The following is a 17,196-nucleotide window of genomic DNA, read 5'->3' as shown; positions in this document are numbered from 1 at the left end:
AAATTCTTTCACCTAATACCATTGCATTCCACGATAACCAAAAAAACTACTCTACCGACGTATATAACTCTTCTGGACAAAGAAGCACTTGCGGACGATTCACTTTCGGATGACTGACAATTTCAGCATGAACATGAAACACCTGCTCGAAGCATTCCCTCGTAATCATCTCTGCCGCACTTCCTTGACCATGTATAATTCCTTCATTTAGAACCGCGATTCGGTCACAATAAAGCGCGGCCAAATTAAGATCGTGAAGAACAGAAACTACAGTCAATCCGCATTCCTGCTGCCAATCGCGAATAATATCCATAAATTGCATTTGATAATGAATATCTAAATAAGTCGTCGGTTCATCCAGCAAAATAATACTCGGTGATTGAGCCATCAGCTTGGCTAGTGCGACACGCTGACGCTGCCCCCCACTCAATCGATCAATTCTGCGATCTGCTAATTGTTCCAACTGCAGCCGTTCCATAATATGATCGATAAATGGACCACTATCTTCATTTTCCGTTCCCCACCACGATTGATAAGGAAACCGCCCCATTTCGACAACTTCACGAACGCTATAGTGCAGTGGAGGAATCGTTTCTTGCTGCAATACTGCCATTAAGCGAGATAGCTCCTTGCGCTTATACGCCCCTAAAGGGCGACCATACAATTGAACTTCACCAGATGTCGGCTGTTCAGCACGGGATAAAATAGATAACAACGTTGATTTCCCGCTACCATTCGGACCAATAATCCCTAACCATTCACCTTTGCGTATTTCCAGGGAAATATCCTGTAACACAGGCAGCTTACTATAACCATGCGTAATAGCCTGTGCGGATAAAATGACCTCTCCTAGAGGAGCTGGTCGAGCATCGGCCATTTGAGCGAAGTGGTTCATGCTGTTTTGCTCTCTCATAGTCATCCCTCCTGTGACTTACGCTTGTTGCGGATAAGTAAAAAGGCGAAAAATGGCGCGCCAAGGAATGAGGTCACGACGCCCAATGGAATTTCTGTCGGAGCCAGCAGCGTACGAGCGATCGTATCTGCCCACAGCACATATAAGGCACCTCCCAATGCGGACATCGGAATTAGGAAACGATAGTCGGCCCCAATGATCAATCTTAGCAAATGCGGCACGACTAGCCCTACGAACCCGATCACACCCGCAACAGAAACGGCTGCCGCCGCTACAAAAGTTGCTGTCAGCAACACAATCCATTTCGTCCGTTCCACATGCAGTCCCATATGCGCTGCCTGTCGCTCTCCCAATGCAAGCATATTTAGAGAACGGGAGTATGCAATAAGTACAATAAGCCCTCCGACAAAATACGGCAGCAATATTCCCGCATATGACCAACCTCGCATTGCCAGGCTGCCCATTGTCCAGAACAAAATTTCATTAATTCCGTCTTGCGACATAGCAACCAAGAAAGAGACAATCGCTCCAAGGAAGGACTGCATGACCACTCCAGATAAGATTAGTGTCTGGATCGGCAGCTTCCCATTCTCTCTGGCCATTCTTAATACAACAAACAAAGCCATAACCGCTGTTACAAAGGCTGTAACTGGAATTGTCCATTGCCCCAGAAATGCATATTGCAATCCAAAATAAATCAGCAGTGCTGCTCCTACAGAAGCACCCGAAGATATGCCTAGTGTATATGGATCAGCTAATGGATTGCGCAGCACACCTTGAAACGCAGCACCCGATACACCAAGCGCACCACCTACTAGCAGCGCCATAATGACTCGCGGCAAACGAACATGGATCATTATTTGTGCCGAGGAAGGGTCCCATGTAACAGGAATGTATTCTCCTACCCATGGCAGATGGTGCAATAATATACGGACGATGTCTCCAAGCGGCAAATCGACAGATCCAACCGCTAAACAGATAACAATGGACAAGAGGAGCAGCGAAATACCCGCTGCTCCTGCTCCAATACCCCTGTGCTTTTTAATCCGTGCATGTTGTTGAGTAAAAGTTGTCATTCGTCTGTCATCCCAACTTATTTTACTTGATCCGGGTGGATAGCTTTAGCAATCGATTGCAGCGCATCAGCCAATCTTGGACCTGGACGGCTAATCGTGTCATCCTCGATACCGATCACTTGATTATTTTTCAGCGCATTCATCTCGCTCCAGCCTTTACGCTCACGAATAATCGTCTCAAGTGGCTTATTTGTATCGTAATCTTTCACGCCTTTTCCATATAAAATAACGTCTGGATTTTTCTTAATAATCGTTTCTTCATTGATTTGGAACCAACCTGTTTGATCAGCAGCAATATTAACGCCGCCAGCGATTTCAAGCAATTCATGCATGTACTCGCCGCTTCCTACTGTCCAGCCTGGGGAGAATTCCATATATACGTTCTTTTTAGGCGCATCTTTTACGCTAGCTTGTACATCCGCACGGACTTGCTTCATATGATCCGTTACTTTCTTCGCATCCGCTTGACGGTCCGTAATGAGTCCATAAGTTTCTACGCTGTAAATGACACCGTCATATGATTTGGGATCCAACTTGAATGTACGGATTCCCATATCACGGAACTTGTTAACAGCCTCATCCTTCATTGCAATGCCTGTAAATACAACATCTGGCTTCGCAGCAATAATAGCTTCTACATTCGGCTCCAAGCCGCCCATTTTGGGCTTCGTTGCAGCTGCTGCTGGATAATCATCATGATCAGATACACCTACGATCTCTTTATCCAAGCCAATTGCAAATAGCATTTCCGTATCTGCTGGAGAAACAGACACAATTCGTTCAGGTGCCTTCTCAAATGTGAACTCCTGCCCTGTCGCATCTTTAATTTTCAGAGGATAGGTTGTCTTCAATTCTTGGTCAGCAGGCTTCGACTCCGGAGCTGGCGTCTCAACTTGACCTTTAGTCTCAGCTGGCTTCGCCGTATTTGCTCCACCGCAAGCCATAACTGTTAATGATAATGCCACAATAGTTAGTACACTAAGTATGCGTTTCCAATTTCCAAGCTTCATAACCGGTTTCTCTCCTTATTTTCCATGCAATGTAGTCATTCTGTCGTCTCAAGATGCAATATATACACGAACGCAATTGTTTCGACTCTTATATTGTAGATGAAAATTTCAAGCCTATGCAACTCCCACCCTACTTGAATACATGTTTGATTATAGTAAGTACCTTTCGTTATGACAAGGAAAATGATCATATCGCTAGTCATTTTTCCAATTTATAATAAATAAACAGCAAAAACCTCGCTGGTTCCTTCATACTAATCGCTACAATTATTGCTACAAAGGAATGTACCCATCCAAAGTTATGCCTGAGGCCAAAACACTGCAACCTTGTACAACGAATAGCGTCAAAATAATGAAAGGGGCGTTTACATCGAATAATGAATAAAGAAATTTGTACTTCTTCACTACATCTGCATACCCTCTAGAAAACGATCATATATCTAAGACGCAGTAAAATGCAGTGCCGCACCCGGCCACTTGCGCACCTTCATTTCAACTTCTACTTCTTTGCCACAGTCACTTTTTCATTTCATCCAGCAATCCAAACTTCGTATGATAAGGAAGCGCTTCTAAATAAGTATTTTCAAACTAATCTCATAAAAGCGCTCACTATAACAACTCTGTTAAATGTTGTATAATAATAAGACTTTCTTTATTCTGCTTATCTATCTGTTTATTCATCTGCCTATTAATAAATCATCATTACCCATTAAAGGAGGAGCCACCTATGCCGGTGCAGTACAAGACAGCTTGGGCTTCACTAAGCGCCGCCATTCTCGTTACCGTCTATTATTCTTGGAATCTTCTTGCTCTTAAAGGAAATATAACGCTGCATAGTTCAGAAATGATGTCGTTAGCACGTAACGTATTCGGATTCACGATTATTGTCCAAATGCTAATCATATTCATCCATTTCGTTTCCAAAGATGAGCCTGATCTCAAAGAGCGAGCTCGTTTTATATCCCTTCGTTCGGGACGTATAGCCCTCTTGTTTTTAATTGTTGCTGTTGCGTCTTGTGCCGCTTATCTCATTTATGTCGCAGATACACGTTCCCTGCTGCTCTCGCCGCTTATTAGTGCACATTTGCTCGTTAGCGTATTGCTTGCAGCATGGATAATAAGATACACCGCTGAGCTATGGATGTATCATCGTGCACGGCACCTGAGCGTAGAGACCCCAGCTTCACCCAATGATTCTAATCCATTTCTAACCTAAGGTGCTTCAACTGTTGAAGCACCTAACATAAAAAAAGTCCCTGTTCACCACCTATGGTGCAGGGACTTTCACATGTATGATCCAATTAAAATTCAGTTACCAATTCTGCTGCTGTCTTACGCGGGCGTACAGGACGCACCTCATCTGGATAACCAATAAAGAGATTGCCGATAATCTTCTCTCCTGGCTTAATACCTAACGCATTTCGGTAAAATGGCAGATTGATATAGGCGCCGGTATGCCACAGCATGCCTACCCCTTCTTCCCATGCGAGGAGTTGAAGATTTTGTACAAGGGCACTAACTGCCATCACATCTTCTTCCCAGATGTTCGGGCGAGGATCTTCAGGCATGACAACGACAAGAAATGCAGGAATATGATTCACATAGTCACGATACTTTTGCTTTTGTGCTTCATCTCCTTCTTTGAACTTACCTAACTTGATAACAGACTCCACTAGCTTATCTGAGTATTCCTGCTTCCCCTGCTCACCAACAAAGATAAACCTCCAAGGCTGACGCAAACCATGATTAGGAGCATACACAGCGTCATCCAACCAACCGAGAACCTGTTCTTTCGTAACCGGTGTATTTTTAAAATCATAAGTAGAGCGACGACCACGAATCGTTTCTTTAATAGACATTACGATAAGCCTCCTTATTTCTCCTCTTACTCCATTATATTGATAACGATTATCAATATCAAACTATGTTTATGTTTTTTTCGATATGGACTACAATATAAGTATATATGCAAAGGAGGCACCCATCTTGAAATTTATTGATAATCAAGGAATTACCGATCCACGTATTAATTTAGCAATTGAAGAGTTTGTGCTTAAGCACCTTCCAATGGATGGAGACAGCTATCTTCTCTTCTATATAAATGAGCCGTCGATTATTATCGGGCGTAATCAAAATACAATTGAGGAAATTAACACGGATTATGTCAAAGAGCAAGGTATTCATGTCGTTCGCCGCTTATCCGGCGGTGGCGCTGTCTATCATGACCTTGGCAATTTAAACTTCAGCTTTTTAACAAAGGATGACGGCGAATCCTTCCACAACTTCCGTAAGTTTACGCAGCCTGTTATCGATACACTTCGTTCGATGGGCGTAGAAGCTGACCTCACAGGTCGTAATGATATTCAAGTTGGCGAGCGTAAAATTTCCGGAAATGCTCAATTCTCAACTCGTGGCCGCATGTTCAGTCATGGGACACTTTTATTCGATTCGCAAATGGAGCATGTTTCATCCGCGCTTAAGGTAAAAGCAATAAAAGTCGAATCCAAGAGCACAAAGTCCGTTCGTTCTCGTGTAGCGAACATCACGGAATTTATGTCGGACAAGCTATCCATGGAGGAGTTCCGCGATTCCTTGCTGCGCCATATTTTCGGGATCGAGCCTGAACAAGTTCCCCAGTACAAGCTGACGGAAGAAGACTGGGCAACCATCCATAAAATTTCGGAAGAGCGCTACCAGAACTGGGATTGGAACTATGGCTACTCTCCAAAATTCAATGTACAAAATGCCAAGAAATTTACGGGCGGTATCGTAGACGTTCGCCTAGATATTAAAGACGGACTCATCGAGTCGCTAACGATTTTCGGAGATTTCTTCGGACTTGGTGAAGTAAAAGACATTGAAGAACGTCTTGCAGGCGTTCGTTACGAAGAGCAAGCTGTTCGTGAGGCACTGGCTGATATGGACATTCCTTACTACCTTGGCCGCGTTGAGCGTGATGAATTTATTCATTTGCTCATGCTAAATGACTAATCTTTAGAGGCTTCTAAAATGAACAGTATGTAACCCAGAGGTTTGGTCAGATAGAAGGTACCTACCCTTCCTGACAGCTTCTGGGTTATTCCGTATTCTATTACTTGTAGAATACATCTATTCGATCATCATCCACATCGCTATAATAGAAATGGACCTTTATCTTTCCGCGTTCATACATTGCAGGCTTCTCTAGTGCGTACAGATAAATGTTTGAATAACCTAACAGCTTATGAGTGTCGGAGGAGACTATAACGCCATATGAAACGCGATTGGATTGTTTACGTGACTTTGTTGTTCGTCGCCTTTATCTGGGGAGCGAGCTTCATCGTCGTACAGGTAGCTGTACAAACGCTGCCCCCGTTAGCTTTTAATGCAGTTCGTTTTATCGGATCAGCCCTATTATTTCTAGTTGTCCTGCTCTGTTCACGAGTCAAGCTGAAAGATAGACTTTCACCAAAGCTAGCCTTGCACGGAATGATATTAGGTGTCTGTTTATTTGCAGCGTATGCCTTACAGACCGTGGGCTTGCTTCATACGACAACGACCAACACTGGATTTATTACAGGAATATCGGTTGTACTGGTGCCTTTTTTTAGCGTCATTCTCACACAGCAAAAGCTAGCTTTACCTACTTGGATCGCTGCTGTACTAGCACTTGTTGGACTCTATCTATTAACGTTTAACGGTCAAGCGTTTCAATGGAACTATGGCGATATGCTGGTACTGCTTTGTGCAGTCTGCTTCGCGCTTCATATTGCTTTCACGGGGATATACGCATCCTTGCATGACACTATTGCCTTAGTTACGATTCAATTAACTACAGTTGGTGTGCTTTCAATGATAAGCTCGCTTCTATTAGAACCGCTGCAATCACCAGCTGAGCTTATGGAGGCTGTATTAGATCCCCAAGTATTATTCGCCTTAGTTGTATCGATAGGGTTATCGACTGCATTCGCTTTCTGGGCACAAACTTGGTGTCAGAAGCATATTTCAGCTGCCCGTGTTGCACTTATTTTTGCAACAGAACCTGTATTCGCCGCCATTACTGGCATCGCATTTGCAGGAGAGAAGTTGGGCACATTGGCGGTATGGGGGTGCATTTTTATATTTTTCAGCATGATTGTTGCAGAATGGAAATGGAACCGGCACCGAGATACAATAGAAAAAGAAGCTTCCATGTGATTAACATAAATAACCTATATAAAGTATAGAAAGTATAGAAATCAAAAGCAGAGGGAGAAACCTACTATGTACAAATTAATTGCTATCGACGTTGATGATACATTGATTACTGATGATAAAGTCGTTACGGAAGGTACGAAACAAGCCTTAATCCAAGCGATTGAGCAAGGAACAGCTGTTACACTCGCTACGGGGAGAATGTACGCTTCTGCGCGCAATATCGCGCTGCAAACAGGATTGAATGTGCCGCTTATTACGTATCAAGGCTCTCTTATTAAAAATGTCATTAGTGGCGAAGTACTTTACGAGTGCGCAGTACCTGATGATGCAGCTATGAAACTCTTTGAATATTGCGAGGAGAAGGGGCTTCATTTGCAACTTTATGTGGATGACCAAGTATACGCACAAGAAAAAAATGAGAAGCTAATCGCTTATTGCGAGCTGTCTAACATTCCTTATACGATCGAGCCTGACTTTAGAGGGGTGCTGTCACGCTACCGTTCAACGAAAATGCTTATTATTGACGATCCGGCTCTGCTAGATGAAGTTGCAGCACAACTTCGCGGCTTGCTTGGGCCAGATGTTCATATTACTAAGTCTAAGCCGCATTTCTTGGAGATTACTCACCGTGAAGGTACAAAAGGCCATGCACTTCGCTTCTTGGCTGAGCATTTCGGCTGCACATTGGCAGAGACAATCGGGATTGGCGATTCATGGAATGACCATGATCTTATTGAGACAGCAGGACTCGGTGTTGCGATGGGCAACGCTGTTTCTTCCTTGAAGGAAATTGCCGACTATATTACGCTGTCCAACAATGAAGAAGGCGTACGTCATGCCATTGAGAAATTTGTATTGAACAGAAGCGAAGCGTAAAGCTACAACGTTCTCCGCTATAAAAAAGAGCCTTCATGATTCACAACGGCAGCATCCGTTCATTCGTTGCTGCGCGATTGTGATTGTGAAGGCTTATTTGACAATGAAGATGTGCCTTAACGCTGAAGATTGTTATTCATCTGCTTAATTTTCATTCTCCAATAGCCATTCATCCCTAGCCAAATAACAAGGTAACTTCCAATAAAAATAAACAGCATGCTTAGAAAAGCTTCTCCTGTGAGCTTCGACCATCCATTCATCACATTGACAGCTACGTAGCTGGGAAAAATAATTACGAAATGCGTGATCGTCTGTCTTAGCAACGACCATTTATCAATACGGAAGCAAAGCGAAGCTGGACCGAAAACCGCACCTAATAGGACATATCCGCGCATACATCTATTGAGCCAATCGTAGCTAACTAGTTGCCCCTCCATCGTTTGGATACTTATGAATGTATGAATCATAGCTGCTGCTAATCCAAATACTGCACCAAACACTATGCGTTGAATTTCATCGGTCACTTCACTGCATCTTATCAGTACCGTCGTTTCTTCACATCGTTCATCCAATTTCACTTCAATCTTCATGATAAAACCGCCCCTTCTCTCTAGGCCTATTATAATCAGTAGCGAATTTGAAAGATAGAATTGTAACACAAGCGGAAATTATAGAGGCATAAGATGTCGTTTAAGCAAAATGAAAGGAAAAAACGATCTCCTCGGCTGCTGGCTGCGTCAATATCAATTGCAGCGCTATGCGTACCATCAGAGATCGTGTGGTTTAGGGGCTATGCAGTTTAGAAAGCTCTCATTCTCATATCTTACTCTAAACTTGCAGCTCCATTCCAAATGACGCAAGTTTCACATGAGTAGGCAGCTGATAATCTGCGCGAACGTCTACACCATGTGACATATGCGTAAATATCGTTCGTCGTGGCCGAATCCTTTCAACTAACTCCAAAGCCTCGACCATATCATAAACAGAGCGTGTGTGATACGCAAAAGGCTCCTTATAAAAATTTGTACCGATGATTAGCATATCTAACTCCTCAAAATGCGTAAGTTCCTTTTCACCTAGATCGATCGCATCCGAAGCATACAGCCAGCTAACCTTCTTCTCTTCCCCACCAGTGTCGACGTTGTTACGATCAAAACGATATGCATAAGAGTAGCCGTTTTTACCATGGTTCACTCGAATTGGTGTTACAATCCAATCTTCCCACAACCACACCTCTTCGATAGCGGTAAATGTAATATGAGCTGACAGCCACGGATACATCGTTTGTATCGTTTGCAGCACTTCAAGCGGCGCGTATACTTGTCCACGTCGTTCCAGCCAACGGCAGCAATCTGCATATGCAGGTAAGCCGGCAATATGATCTTGATGGGCGTGCGTCACTAAAATACGATCGATCCACCGTTTACCAATACGCTCCATTTGTTCAGCCCAATCGGGCCCGCAATCAATGAGCAGATGCGTATGGTCATTGTCTGTAGAAGCTGTGTGTTCCAATAAAACGGAGGAACGAAGCCTGCGATTCAAGCGGCTGTCTCGCGCCTCTGCACACACTTCACATTCGCAATATACTCGCGGTACTCCAAGCGAATCACTTGTTCCAAGAAACTGTATTCTCCACAGGGAAGAAACATCAACAGGATATCCTGCTATAGAAAATGAAGAATTCATTGATTTCACTCCTTGTCTTGCTAGTCACCATTTCTATCACACATATTGCTTTGAACAACGCCGTAAATTGTATATCATAATTAGTATAAACGGTTGTAAATAGAAACAGAAGCTCCAGCTCTTTAACGGAGACGATACAGTAGGAGGAGAATATAAAGATGAAAGTAGAAATTGTAGCTCACCGCGGATATGCTGGGGTATTTCCTGAGAACACGATGGAAGCGTTTCGTCGTTCCTTGTCGCTTCGTGCAGACAGCATTGAGTTAGATATTCACCACTCACGAGAGGGAATTCCTATCGTCATTCACGATGACACACTGGATCGCACAACAACCTCAATAGGAGTGATTCGCTCACTTCCTGTGTCGGAAATTCAAGCAGCAGATGCGGGTAGCAAGTTTAAAGTTGAATTCTCAGGTTGCAACGTGCCACTGCTAGAAGAAGCATTGAAGCTGTGCCAAGATTGTGAAGCAGGTTTGCAGCTGGAGATTAAAGAACAGATCAATGAAGATGAGGCACGAGCTCTGCTGCACCTACTATCGGTCTACAACATGAGCAAACGCACCATGATCATTTCTTTTTACAAACAAAATTTAGACCTGCTGCGTCGCCTTGACGTGAACATCGAGCTGGGCTTTCTAACGACAGATCCGATTGCATTGGAAACATTAGTTCCACTCACTCCATCCTGTCTTTGTGCCCACTATCCGTTGCTGCTGGAACACCCTGAGCTAATACAACAAGCACGTAAGTTGAATGTGGATGTAGCCGTTTGGACAATTCGTGATATCGAGACAGCGAAGCAGCTTGTAGAACTAGGCGTATATCGACTTACATCCGACATTCCATTACATCATCAAGATCTGCAACAATGATCGAATGGGTGACCAGTATCGTAGAACACCGTATCACTGAGACTGAGTCCCCCGCACGAGAGCTGGCCTAGTTGATCGTGAATAAGTTACACAATCCTATTTTTGATAAAGAAGGAGATTATCATGAATTACGTAGTTGTAACAAATCATAGAACGGAGTACCCTAATCCCCTCTTATTACATAAAGGCCAGTCTATAACGATTGGTGAAAAATACATGGGAACGGAAGAATGGGATAACTGGTACTTCTGTACAACATCGGACAACGAAAATGGAGGCTGGGTTCCAGGACAATTGATTGAATTCAGAGAAACACAAGGGATTGTGTTAGAAGATTATTCTGCTAAAGAATTGAATATTAATGCAGGCGAGAATGTTGTCGGCCTAAAAGAACTCAACGGTTGGGTGTGGTGTGTAAGAGAGCTTAACTCCGAAGAGGGATGGGTACCAAAAGAAAACCTAAAATCCTATGATCTCCTCTAAATGAAATTTGAAAGCAAAGCGCCAAGTCTTCTCCTTGGAAAATCGGGAACTTCCCATAAGGAGTAGCTTGGCGCTCTTTTACGTTCATCAACTAGGATCTATTAATACCAGCAAGTACCTCATACCAAATTCCTCGTCTGCTGTACAAGGTGTTGCGCACTTCGTCCCAACCACCTAAATCATCAATCGTGAACAACCCTGCCGGTTCTATAAATGTACCTGCCAATTTCGCTTCAACTTGCTCATTCACTGGACGGAATCCCGCTTCAACCCACAGCTGCTGAGCCTTTTCACTGCGTAAAAATTCAACAAATGCTTCTGCTACTTCACGAGTGCCATGCTTATCGACATATCGATCAACAATAACAACCGGATTCTCAATACGAATCGTATGCTTAGGAACGATAATTTCATAGTCTACACCTTGCTTCACTCGTGCTTTAAGCTCATTCTCATACGTCACAATTGCGTCACCCACGCCATATTCGAAGGCTGCCATCGAAGCACGACCGCTCTTATCCATTGAGATAACTCGATCGTGTACTTGATGCAGCAGTTGCTTGGCATAGTTCGGTCCATCGACTCCTTGTTCAGCAGCCATTTTCAATCCTGCACCGTATATCGCATTAATATCCCATTGTGCCCCACCAGACGTCTTCGGATTCGGGTACAACACATCAACATCAGAACGGGTAAGATCCATCCAATCTTTAATATGAAGTGGATTACCCGCTCTCGTACCGATCACGGCGATGGAGCGCGTCACCATTCCTTGATAAGGGTCTCGCTGTTTCCAATCATGTGGGATCAGCTCTGCATCAACAAGTTTGTCGATATCCCCTTCCATAGCCAACAAGGCTACATCTGCCTCCATCCCGCTTGCGATCGAACGCGCTTGAGTGCCAGAAGCTTCATAAGATTGCTGGAATTCTACCGTCTGCCCCGTTTTCTCTTTCCATTCCGCTTGGAACGCTGGAAGAATAGGCTGAAGTGCATCTCTTGCCACGGAATAAGCACCCAGGACAAGCGTCACAGAGTTGTTGCCACTATTAACGGGCTGCACATCAACGGCTTCATAGGCCGAATCAGCCGCAGGGGAACTGCAAGCAGTGACGAATACCAATAAGAAGAGCATGCATACTTGCATGAACCGAGTACAAACACGTACTGCTTGAGGCTCCATCTGCTAATGCTCCTTTCCCTCGTTAGATCATGATAGGCATCGGATCTTCTTTCAGTGTGTTCTCTACTACCGAATGGCTATCGCCATCAAATACATACACACGATGTATTAGAACTTGCACCGTTTCCCCTATATGCAGCACAGGACTTTCCAAGCTGCGATATGTCTTTAATAGCAAGTCTCCTACAGCAACCTCGATCATCCATTCACTTCCGCGGAAGTGCATCGCTTTTACAATTCCATTTTCGCTCGCGGATGCAAGCTTCAATTCACCAGGTTGACCTACTTCAATATATTCAGGTCTGATCAACACTTTCGTATTCGATTGTGCTGGCACTTGCCCGAATCCTTTCAGCTGCCCGATACTTTCTAACAACGTAGACTCTCCTATAAACTCAGCCACAAACGGTGTTCGTGGAGACTTGTAAATGTCCCAAGGCGTACCCTTTTGCTCAACAGTACCTTGCTGAATAATCATAATTTCATCAGCGACTTCAATCGCTTCATCTTGGTCATGCGTAACGAAGATAGACGTAATGCCAACACGTTCAATAAGAGACTTTAGCCAACTGCGCAGCTCTTTGCGAATCTTAGCATCGATTGCCGCAAACGGTTCATCTAATAACAGCAGCTGCGGTTCTGGGGCAAGTGCGCGTGCAAACGCAACGCGTTGGCGCTGACCGCCCGACAATTGGTGCGGGTATCGCTTCTCCACACCGCTAAGCCCTGTAAGTTCAAGCAGTTCGGCTACTCTTGCACGAATACGTGCTTTGGGCCACTTTTGAATCGTCAATCCGAAAGCAATATTGTCATAAACCGTCATATGCTTGAATAAAGCATAATGTTGAAATACGAAACCAATGCCGCGTTCCTGAGGAGGAACATCGTTCATCACTTTTCCATGAAATAATATCTCACCGCTATCAGGGTATTCCAAACCTGCCAACATACGCAGCACCGATGTCTTGCCGCCCCCGCTCGGACCAAGTAGACCGATCAACTGCCCTGTTTCAATCGAGAAGTTGACGTCACGTACAGCATGATATTGTCCGAACCATTTATTCAAGTCGCGTACTTCAATGTGCATGCGTATGCACTCCCTTCCGTCTCTTCGCCCATTCCATTACAAGTAACAGGGTTATCGAACATACAGCAAGCACTAATGCCACACTGTTTGCCGCGGCAATATTGAAATTGTCTACATCTTGATACACGAGAGTTGTCATTGTCTGTGTCTTATTCATGATGTTTCCTGATACGACGAGTACAGCTCCGAATTCGCCCAGCGAGCGTGCTACCGTTAAAACGACTCCGTAAGTAACCCCCCATCGAATAGAAGGCCACGTTACTTTCCAAAATGTCGTCCAACTGTATGCCCCCAGCATGGATGCCGCTTCTTCTTGCTGTGTACCTATTTCCTGTAATACAGGTGCAATTTCACGAATCATTAATGGAAACGTTACAAATAATGTAGCGAGTACCATGCCTGGAAAAGCATATACGATAGGCATGCCTAAGTCTGAGAAGAAAGCGCCCATAACAGTCTGCGGTCCAAGCAGCAACATAATCATAAACCCGCCAATTACGGGAGATACGGCAAAAGGCAAATCTATCATACTATTTAAAAAACGTCTGACTCGAGAACTGAGCCATTGTCCCCGAACGAGCATAATAGCTGTCAACACACCAAACAGTGTATTAAGAAGGGTAACGACCACTACAACAGATAGCGTTATCCACATGGCATGAAGAGCCTCAGGACGAAGTAAAGCCTGAAACAGTGATTGTACGCCATGATTAAAAGCTCCAATGACAATCTGTACGAGCGGGATAATTAACAACAAAATAAACACAGAATACGTAATCAAGATGAGAATCTTAGAAGAAGTAGATGATTTCTTAGAGGTTAATGTAGTTGGTGCAGTTGACATCATCGTCCCTCCTTCGCTTGCAAGGTATTAATAAACCATAATACAAGGAACGACAACGTTAATAATATGACAGACACAGCCGCAGCACCTTGTGGATTGTCACTCTCGATCTCTCCGAAAATATAAACCGATGCAATCAAGGTCTTACCAGGAATATTACCTGCAACGAGAACAACTGCGCCGAACTCAGCCATAGCTCTTGAGAAGGCAAGCATCCCACCGCTAATAATGCCAGGGCGCATCTGAGGCAGCAGCACTTGGTAGAATGTACGCCACTTAGAAGCACCTAATGTATGGGCAGCTTCCTCCTGCGTCTTATCTGCTTCTTCCAACAAAGGCTGTACCGCTCGAATGACGAATGGAAACGTTACAAATACCATGGCGACTACAATAGCAGGTTCCCCGAATACGATTCGGATACCTATAGCATCTGCCCACTGACCAACAGAGCTGTTGGGCCCAAGCAGAAGCAAGATCATCAGCCCACCAACCGCAGTCGGCAGTGCAAACGGCAGATCGACTAAACTGTTCAACAACGTGCGACCTGGGAACTGATAGCGATGTAGTACCCATGCTGTGATTGTACCAATCACCATATTAATAACCATGGCTAACAAAGATAATCGGAGCGTCAGCCACACAGCTTTCCAAGCTAATGGATCTGAGATACTCTCCACAAACATATTCCAACCAGCTGATAATGAATGAGCATATATTCCTGTAATCGGTAAAATAATGAGCAAGAACATATATAACAGCAGCGTTGTCCGAAATCCCCACAACGCTCCTTTATGGTTCAATACTGCATTCATGAAACATCCCCACCCCACATGGTTCTAGATTCATATATCTTTATACATAATAATTCCTACCAACTTACTTGGAAATTGTATTATTAAATATTACCAACTCGGACGGGATTCGTCAATACTTTTAAGCAAACCTGATAAAAGGTATTAGTCGTACTTATACATGTATCTAAAAATGTACATAACAAAAAACAGCTCCCACCCATTCTCTTACAAAGTAAGCAAGAGAACCGAGAGCTGTTTAATACCTCGCTGCATCGAATTAATATGGCGTTGGCTGACCTTGGAGCTGGTTAACTTCACGTTGAAGCCTCCGAACCTGAGCTTCCAACAACGACACTCTACGCTCCAGTTGATAATAGTTCACTGGAGGTGCTGGTGGTACAGGTGGTGGCGGTGAAGGTGGGTATCCAGGCTGAATCGGAACGGGAATGTCCGGTCCAACTGGTATTTTGATAACCTGCCCTGGATAAATAATTGCATTCGGACCAAGCCCATTCACAAGCGCAAGCCTTGCAACAGATACCCCAAAGCGATTCGCTATTAGGGATAACGAATCACCAGGCCGTACTACATAATCAATCACTTACAATGACCTCCTGCCCATTTCAATGTATTGCTTTGTAGCAGCATCGCAGCAATACACTAAAAAGAAAGGATGCGGCGATGCTGCAAGATGCTCTACTCCTATACAAGCAAGTGACATGATACACAGCAATTGAATGAAAGGTAGATTTAGCAGACGTTATGGATGACGCAAATATACGTCTCTTTATCGTCCCTATACGATATGTGGGCAGATGCCATTACGTGAATCCTATGCGATGCGGGCTGTATCGATGATGATGAACACTATTAGTGGAAACTTAGTCCACTCGTACGTTCAACTATTCCATCTGTAGAACATGTTATTAAGCGGATTGTGCTGCTTCTTCAAGCGCTCTTCTGCACAAAAAGCGAACATGAGCGGCCGCAGCTGGCTTAATCTCATCAAAGGTGACTTGATCTTGAATGTAGAAGGAAATGAAGCCGTGTATGGATAAAAATAAACTTCGCGGGATATGGTGCCGTTCTTGCTCAGTTCTCAACTGACTATGAAGCGACTGCCTCACAATCGTAGAGAACATCTCGAGACATCGTCCTTGCTCTGCGCGAGCATAGCATAACAGTTCCTCGTCTCGTGTCATAAACATAATTTCATAATGATGTGGATTATTAAGACCAAATGAAACAAATTCAAGCATAACCTGTTCAAGCTTTGACATACCATCTGTTGGTGATTGGTTAATAACTTTTTCAAACAAACGGCCCAATCGCTTGAAGTCATCTTGAACAAGTGCGGAGAACAGCTCCGCCTTGTCCTTAAAATGATAATAAAGCGAACCATGACTATAGCCTAGTTGCTGGCCAATACTGCGCATTGAGATTGCTCGATACCCTTTTGTAACGAATAGGTGCCTTGCCACTTCCAAAATACGATCACGCGACAACTCCTGCTCTACTGCTTTTCTTGGCATAGCGGATTCTCCTTATTCTCCCTCAATGTAGTACACAGCTTCTCCCCTTTGAATCATAGCTTGACCTTGCGTTAAATCGGTCATCCAAGCAATGAAACGATCTGCTTCGGATACGACTGGCAGGCAGGTCAAGATGACTTTATCAGTAAACTGTGTCTCGCCCATTCTCGTGCCTCGATTGCGCAATTCATTTTCTAATTTGCCTAGCCATGTATAATCAACTTCGACTAATACTTGCTGGTGCAGCACCTTTGTGATAGGACCTGCTCCTTCAATAGCAGCTACCGCACCGTCTGTATAAGCACGGATAAGCCCCCCGGCACCAAGCATAATACCGCCAAAGTAACGCGTAACGACGATAACAACATCTTTTCGATGCTGGTTCTTCATAACTTCCAGAATTGGTTTGCCTGCTGTTCCGCTAGGTTCACCATCATCAGATGCCTTCTGAATCTCATCTCTCTCGCCTATTATATAGGCTGAACAGTTATGTGTGGCATTCCAATGTTTCTTCTTAATTTCTTCAATAAATGTAATTGCCTCTTCTTCTGTCTTAACCGGCTTGGCATAACCGATAAAACGAGACTTCTTAATAACGATTTCTTTACTGCCGTATTCACGTACAGTCTTGTAAGTTTCTAGCATGACTTTCACCTTC

General features: G+C 44.0%; 19 protein-coding genes. 6 read left to right on the top strand and 13 right to left on the bottom strand.

The genetic code is table 11. The features are described 5' to 3' along the window. Positions 1 to 46: 46 nt before the first annotated feature. The 3 genes from IFO66_RS17275 to IFO66_RS17265 are packed head-to-tail and all read right to left on the bottom strand — an operon-like array spanning position 47 to position 2,999. Positions 47 to 895, bottom strand: a complete 849-nt coding sequence (locus tag IFO66_RS17275) for an ABC transporter ATP-binding protein (protein ID WP_420488679.1) — start codon at positions 893 to 895, stop codon at positions 47 to 49. Positions 896 to 915: 20 nt separating this feature from the next. Further along, positions 916 to 1,989, bottom strand: coding sequence for a FecCD family ABC transporter permease (locus tag IFO66_RS17270; RefSeq protein ID WP_192026352.1), 1,074 nt, complete (start codon positions 1,987 to 1,989; stop codon positions 916 to 918). A gap of 17 nt (positions 1,990 to 2,006) precedes the next feature. After that, the gene (locus IFO66_RS17265; RefSeq protein WP_192026351.1) at positions 2,007 to 2,999 is read right to left on the bottom strand and encodes an ABC transporter substrate-binding protein; all 993 of its coding nucleotides are present in this window, start codon (positions 2,997 to 2,999) and stop codon (positions 2,007 to 2,009) included. Positions 3,000 to 3,726: 727 nt separating this feature from the next. Between IFO66_RS17265 and IFO66_RS17260 the strand changes: the two genes are divergently transcribed. Next, entirely contained in the window at positions 3,727 to 4,215 is a 489-nt protein-coding gene (locus tag IFO66_RS17260; RefSeq protein WP_225445843.1) for a phosphatase, read from the top strand. Between the two features lie 85 nt (positions 4,216 to 4,300). Here IFO66_RS17260 and IFO66_RS17255 read toward each other — a convergent pair whose 3' ends face one another. Continuing rightward, the gene (locus tag IFO66_RS17255; RefSeq protein ID WP_192026350.1) at positions 4,301 to 4,858 is read right to left on the bottom strand and encodes a nitroreductase family protein; all 558 of its coding nucleotides are present in this window, start codon (positions 4,856 to 4,858) and stop codon (positions 4,301 to 4,303) included. A gap of 127 nt (positions 4,859 to 4,985) precedes the next feature. Between IFO66_RS17255 and IFO66_RS17250 the strand changes: the two genes are divergently transcribed. From IFO66_RS17250 to IFO66_RS17240, 3 genes are all read left to right on the top strand, one after another. Beyond that, complete coding sequence (locus IFO66_RS17250) at positions 4,986 to 5,990, top strand: lipoate--protein ligase (protein WP_192026349.1); 1,005 nt, start codon at positions 4,986 to 4,988, stop codon at positions 5,988 to 5,990. Positions 5,991 to 6,251: 261 nt separating this feature from the next. Further along, the gene (locus tag IFO66_RS17245; protein WP_192026348.1) at positions 6,252 to 7,175 is read left to right on the top strand and encodes a DMT family transporter; all 924 of its coding nucleotides are present in this window, start codon (positions 6,252 to 6,254) and stop codon (positions 7,173 to 7,175) included. Between the two features lie 66 nt (positions 7,176 to 7,241). Then, positions 7,242 to 8,051: a Cof-type HAD-IIB family hydrolase gene (locus IFO66_RS17240; protein WP_192026347.1), complete on the top strand. Its 810-nt coding sequence runs from the start codon at positions 7,242 to 7,244 to the stop codon at positions 8,049 to 8,051. Between the two features lie 116 nt (positions 8,052 to 8,167). Here IFO66_RS17240 and IFO66_RS17235 read toward each other — a convergent pair whose 3' ends face one another. After that, positions 8,168 to 8,641: a DUF3021 domain-containing protein gene (locus tag IFO66_RS17235; protein ID WP_192026346.1), complete on the bottom strand. Its 474-nt coding sequence runs from the start codon at positions 8,639 to 8,641 to the stop codon at positions 8,168 to 8,170. 238 nt (positions 8,642 to 8,879) lie between these two features. Further along, a complete protein-coding gene (locus IFO66_RS17230; RefSeq protein WP_192026345.1) occupies positions 8,880 to 9,740 on the bottom strand; it encodes an MBL fold metallo-hydrolase in 861 nt (286 codons plus the stop codon). 158 nt (positions 9,741 to 9,898) lie between these two features. Here IFO66_RS17230 and IFO66_RS17225 point away from each other — a divergent pair, with 158 nt between their 5' ends. After that, the gene (locus IFO66_RS17225) at positions 9,899 to 10,615 is read left to right on the top strand and encodes a glycerophosphodiester phosphodiesterase (protein ID WP_192026344.1); all 717 of its coding nucleotides are present in this window, start codon (positions 9,899 to 9,901) and stop codon (positions 10,613 to 10,615) included. 123 nt (positions 10,616 to 10,738) lie between these two features. Then, complete coding sequence (locus tag IFO66_RS17220; protein ID WP_192026343.1) at positions 10,739 to 11,098, top strand: SH3 domain-containing protein; 360 nt, start codon at positions 10,739 to 10,741, stop codon at positions 11,096 to 11,098. A gap of 91 nt (positions 11,099 to 11,189) precedes the next feature. Here IFO66_RS17220 and IFO66_RS17215 read toward each other — a convergent pair whose 3' ends face one another. The 7 genes from IFO66_RS17215 to IFO66_RS17185 all read right to left on the bottom strand — a co-directional run bounded on the left by IFO66_RS17215 (position 11,190) and on the right by IFO66_RS17185 (position 17,183). Beyond that, on the bottom strand, positions 11,190 to 12,281 hold the full coding sequence (locus IFO66_RS17215) for a sulfate ABC transporter substrate-binding protein (RefSeq protein ID WP_225445842.1): 1,092 nt from the start codon (positions 12,279 to 12,281) through the stop codon (positions 11,190 to 11,192). Positions 12,282 to 12,303: 22 nt separating this feature from the next. Next, a complete protein-coding gene (locus tag IFO66_RS17210; protein WP_192026342.1) occupies positions 12,304 to 13,368 on the bottom strand; it encodes a sulfate/molybdate ABC transporter ATP-binding protein in 1,065 nt (354 codons plus the stop codon). Continuing rightward, positions 13,358 to 14,212, bottom strand: a complete 855-nt coding sequence (locus IFO66_RS17205) for a sulfate ABC transporter permease subunit (RefSeq protein ID WP_192026371.1) — start codon at positions 14,210 to 14,212, stop codon at positions 13,358 to 13,360. The genes IFO66_RS17210 and IFO66_RS17205 overlap by 11 nt, the downstream gene beginning before the upstream one ends. Then, entirely contained in the window at positions 14,212 to 15,024 is an 813-nt protein-coding gene (gene cysT, locus IFO66_RS17200) for a sulfate ABC transporter permease subunit CysT (protein ID WP_192026341.1), read from the bottom strand. Before cysT ends, IFO66_RS17205 begins: the two co-directional genes overlap by 1 nt. 259 nt (positions 15,025 to 15,283) lie before the next feature. Further along, positions 15,284 to 15,607 carry a LysM peptidoglycan-binding domain-containing protein gene (locus IFO66_RS17195; protein ID WP_192026340.1) on the bottom strand — a complete coding sequence of 108 codons (324 nt, stop codon included), beginning with the start codon at positions 15,605 to 15,607 and terminating at the stop codon, positions 15,284 to 15,286. A 325-nt stretch (positions 15,608 to 15,932) separates the two neighbouring features. After that, positions 15,933 to 16,538 carry a TetR/AcrR family transcriptional regulator gene (locus IFO66_RS17190; RefSeq protein WP_028593160.1) on the bottom strand — a complete coding sequence of 202 codons (606 nt, stop codon included), beginning with the start codon at positions 16,536 to 16,538 and terminating at the stop codon, positions 15,933 to 15,935. A 12-nt stretch (positions 16,539 to 16,550) separates the two neighbouring features. After that, positions 16,551 to 17,183 carry a YigZ family protein gene (locus IFO66_RS17185; protein ID WP_192026339.1) on the bottom strand — a complete coding sequence of 211 codons (633 nt, stop codon included), beginning with the start codon at positions 17,181 to 17,183 and terminating at the stop codon, positions 16,551 to 16,553. Positions 17,184 to 17,196 lie beyond the last annotated feature (13 nt).

Source organism: Paenibacillus arenosi, from assembly GCF_014841135.1.
Classification (GTDB): Bacteria; Bacillota; Bacilli; order Paenibacillales; family Paenibacillaceae; genus Paenibacillus_B; species Paenibacillus_B arenosi.
Note: the sequence above shows the minus strand (reverse complement) of the source record. Positions and strands in the feature narration are given on the sequence as shown.

What these genes read in the sequence shown, in the direction of transcription:
- IFO66_RS17275 (WP_420488679.1), bottom strand. Translation starts at nt 895, where the DNA reads ATGAACCACTTCGCTCAAATGGCCGATGCTCGACCAGCTCCTCTAGGA.
- IFO66_RS17270 (WP_192026352.1), bottom strand. Translation starts at nt 1,989, where the DNA reads ATGACAACTTTTACTCAACAACATGCACGGATTAAAAAGCACAGGGGT.
- IFO66_RS17265 (WP_192026351.1), bottom strand. Translation starts at nt 2,999, where the DNA reads ATGAAGCTTGGAAATTGGAAACGCATACTTAGTGTACTAACTATTGTG.
- IFO66_RS17260 (WP_225445843.1), top strand. Translation starts at nt 3,727, where the DNA reads ATGCCGGTGCAGTACAAGACAGCTTGGGCTTCACTAAGCGCCGCCATT.
- IFO66_RS17255 (WP_192026350.1), bottom strand. Translation starts at nt 4,858, where the DNA reads ATGTCTATTAAAGAAACGATTCGTGGTCGTCGCTCTACTTATGATTTT.
- IFO66_RS17245 (WP_192026348.1), top strand. Translation starts at nt 6,252, where the DNA reads ATGAAACGCGATTGGATTGTTTACGTGACTTTGTTGTTCGTCGCCTTT.
- IFO66_RS17240 (WP_192026347.1), top strand. Translation starts at nt 7,242, where the DNA reads ATGTACAAATTAATTGCTATCGACGTTGATGATACATTGATTACTGAT.
- IFO66_RS17235 (WP_192026346.1), bottom strand. Translation starts at nt 8,641, where the DNA reads ATGAAGATTGAAGTGAAATTGGATGAACGATGTGAAGAAACGACGGTA.
- IFO66_RS17230 (WP_192026345.1), bottom strand. Translation starts at nt 9,740, where the DNA reads ATGAATTCTTCATTTTCTATAGCAGGATATCCTGTTGATGTTTCTTCC.
- IFO66_RS17225 (WP_192026344.1), top strand. Translation starts at nt 9,899, where the DNA reads ATGAAAGTAGAAATTGTAGCTCACCGCGGATATGCTGGGGTATTTCCT.
- IFO66_RS17220 (WP_192026343.1), top strand. Translation starts at nt 10,739, where the DNA reads ATGAATTACGTAGTTGTAACAAATCATAGAACGGAGTACCCTAATCCC.
- IFO66_RS17215 (WP_225445842.1), bottom strand. Translation starts at nt 12,281, where the DNA reads ATGGAGCCTCAAGCAGTACGTGTTTGTACTCGGTTCATGCAAGTATGC.
- IFO66_RS17210 (WP_192026342.1), bottom strand. Translation starts at nt 13,368, where the DNA reads ATGCACATTGAAGTACGCGACTTGAATAAATGGTTCGGACAATATCAT.
- IFO66_RS17205 (WP_192026371.1), bottom strand. Translation starts at nt 14,212, where the DNA reads ATGTCAACTGCACCAACTACATTAACCTCTAAGAAATCATCTACTTCT.
- cysT (WP_192026341.1), bottom strand. Translation starts at nt 15,024, where the DNA reads ATGAATGCAGTATTGAACCATAAAGGAGCGTTGTGGGGATTTCGGACA.
- IFO66_RS17190 (WP_028593160.1), bottom strand. Translation starts at nt 16,538, where the DNA reads ATGCCAAGAAAAGCAGTAGAGCAGGAGTTGTCGCGTGATCGTATTTTG.
- IFO66_RS17185 (WP_192026339.1), bottom strand. Translation starts at nt 17,183, where the DNA reads ATGCTAGAAACTTACAAGACTGTACGTGAATACGGCAGTAAAGAAATC.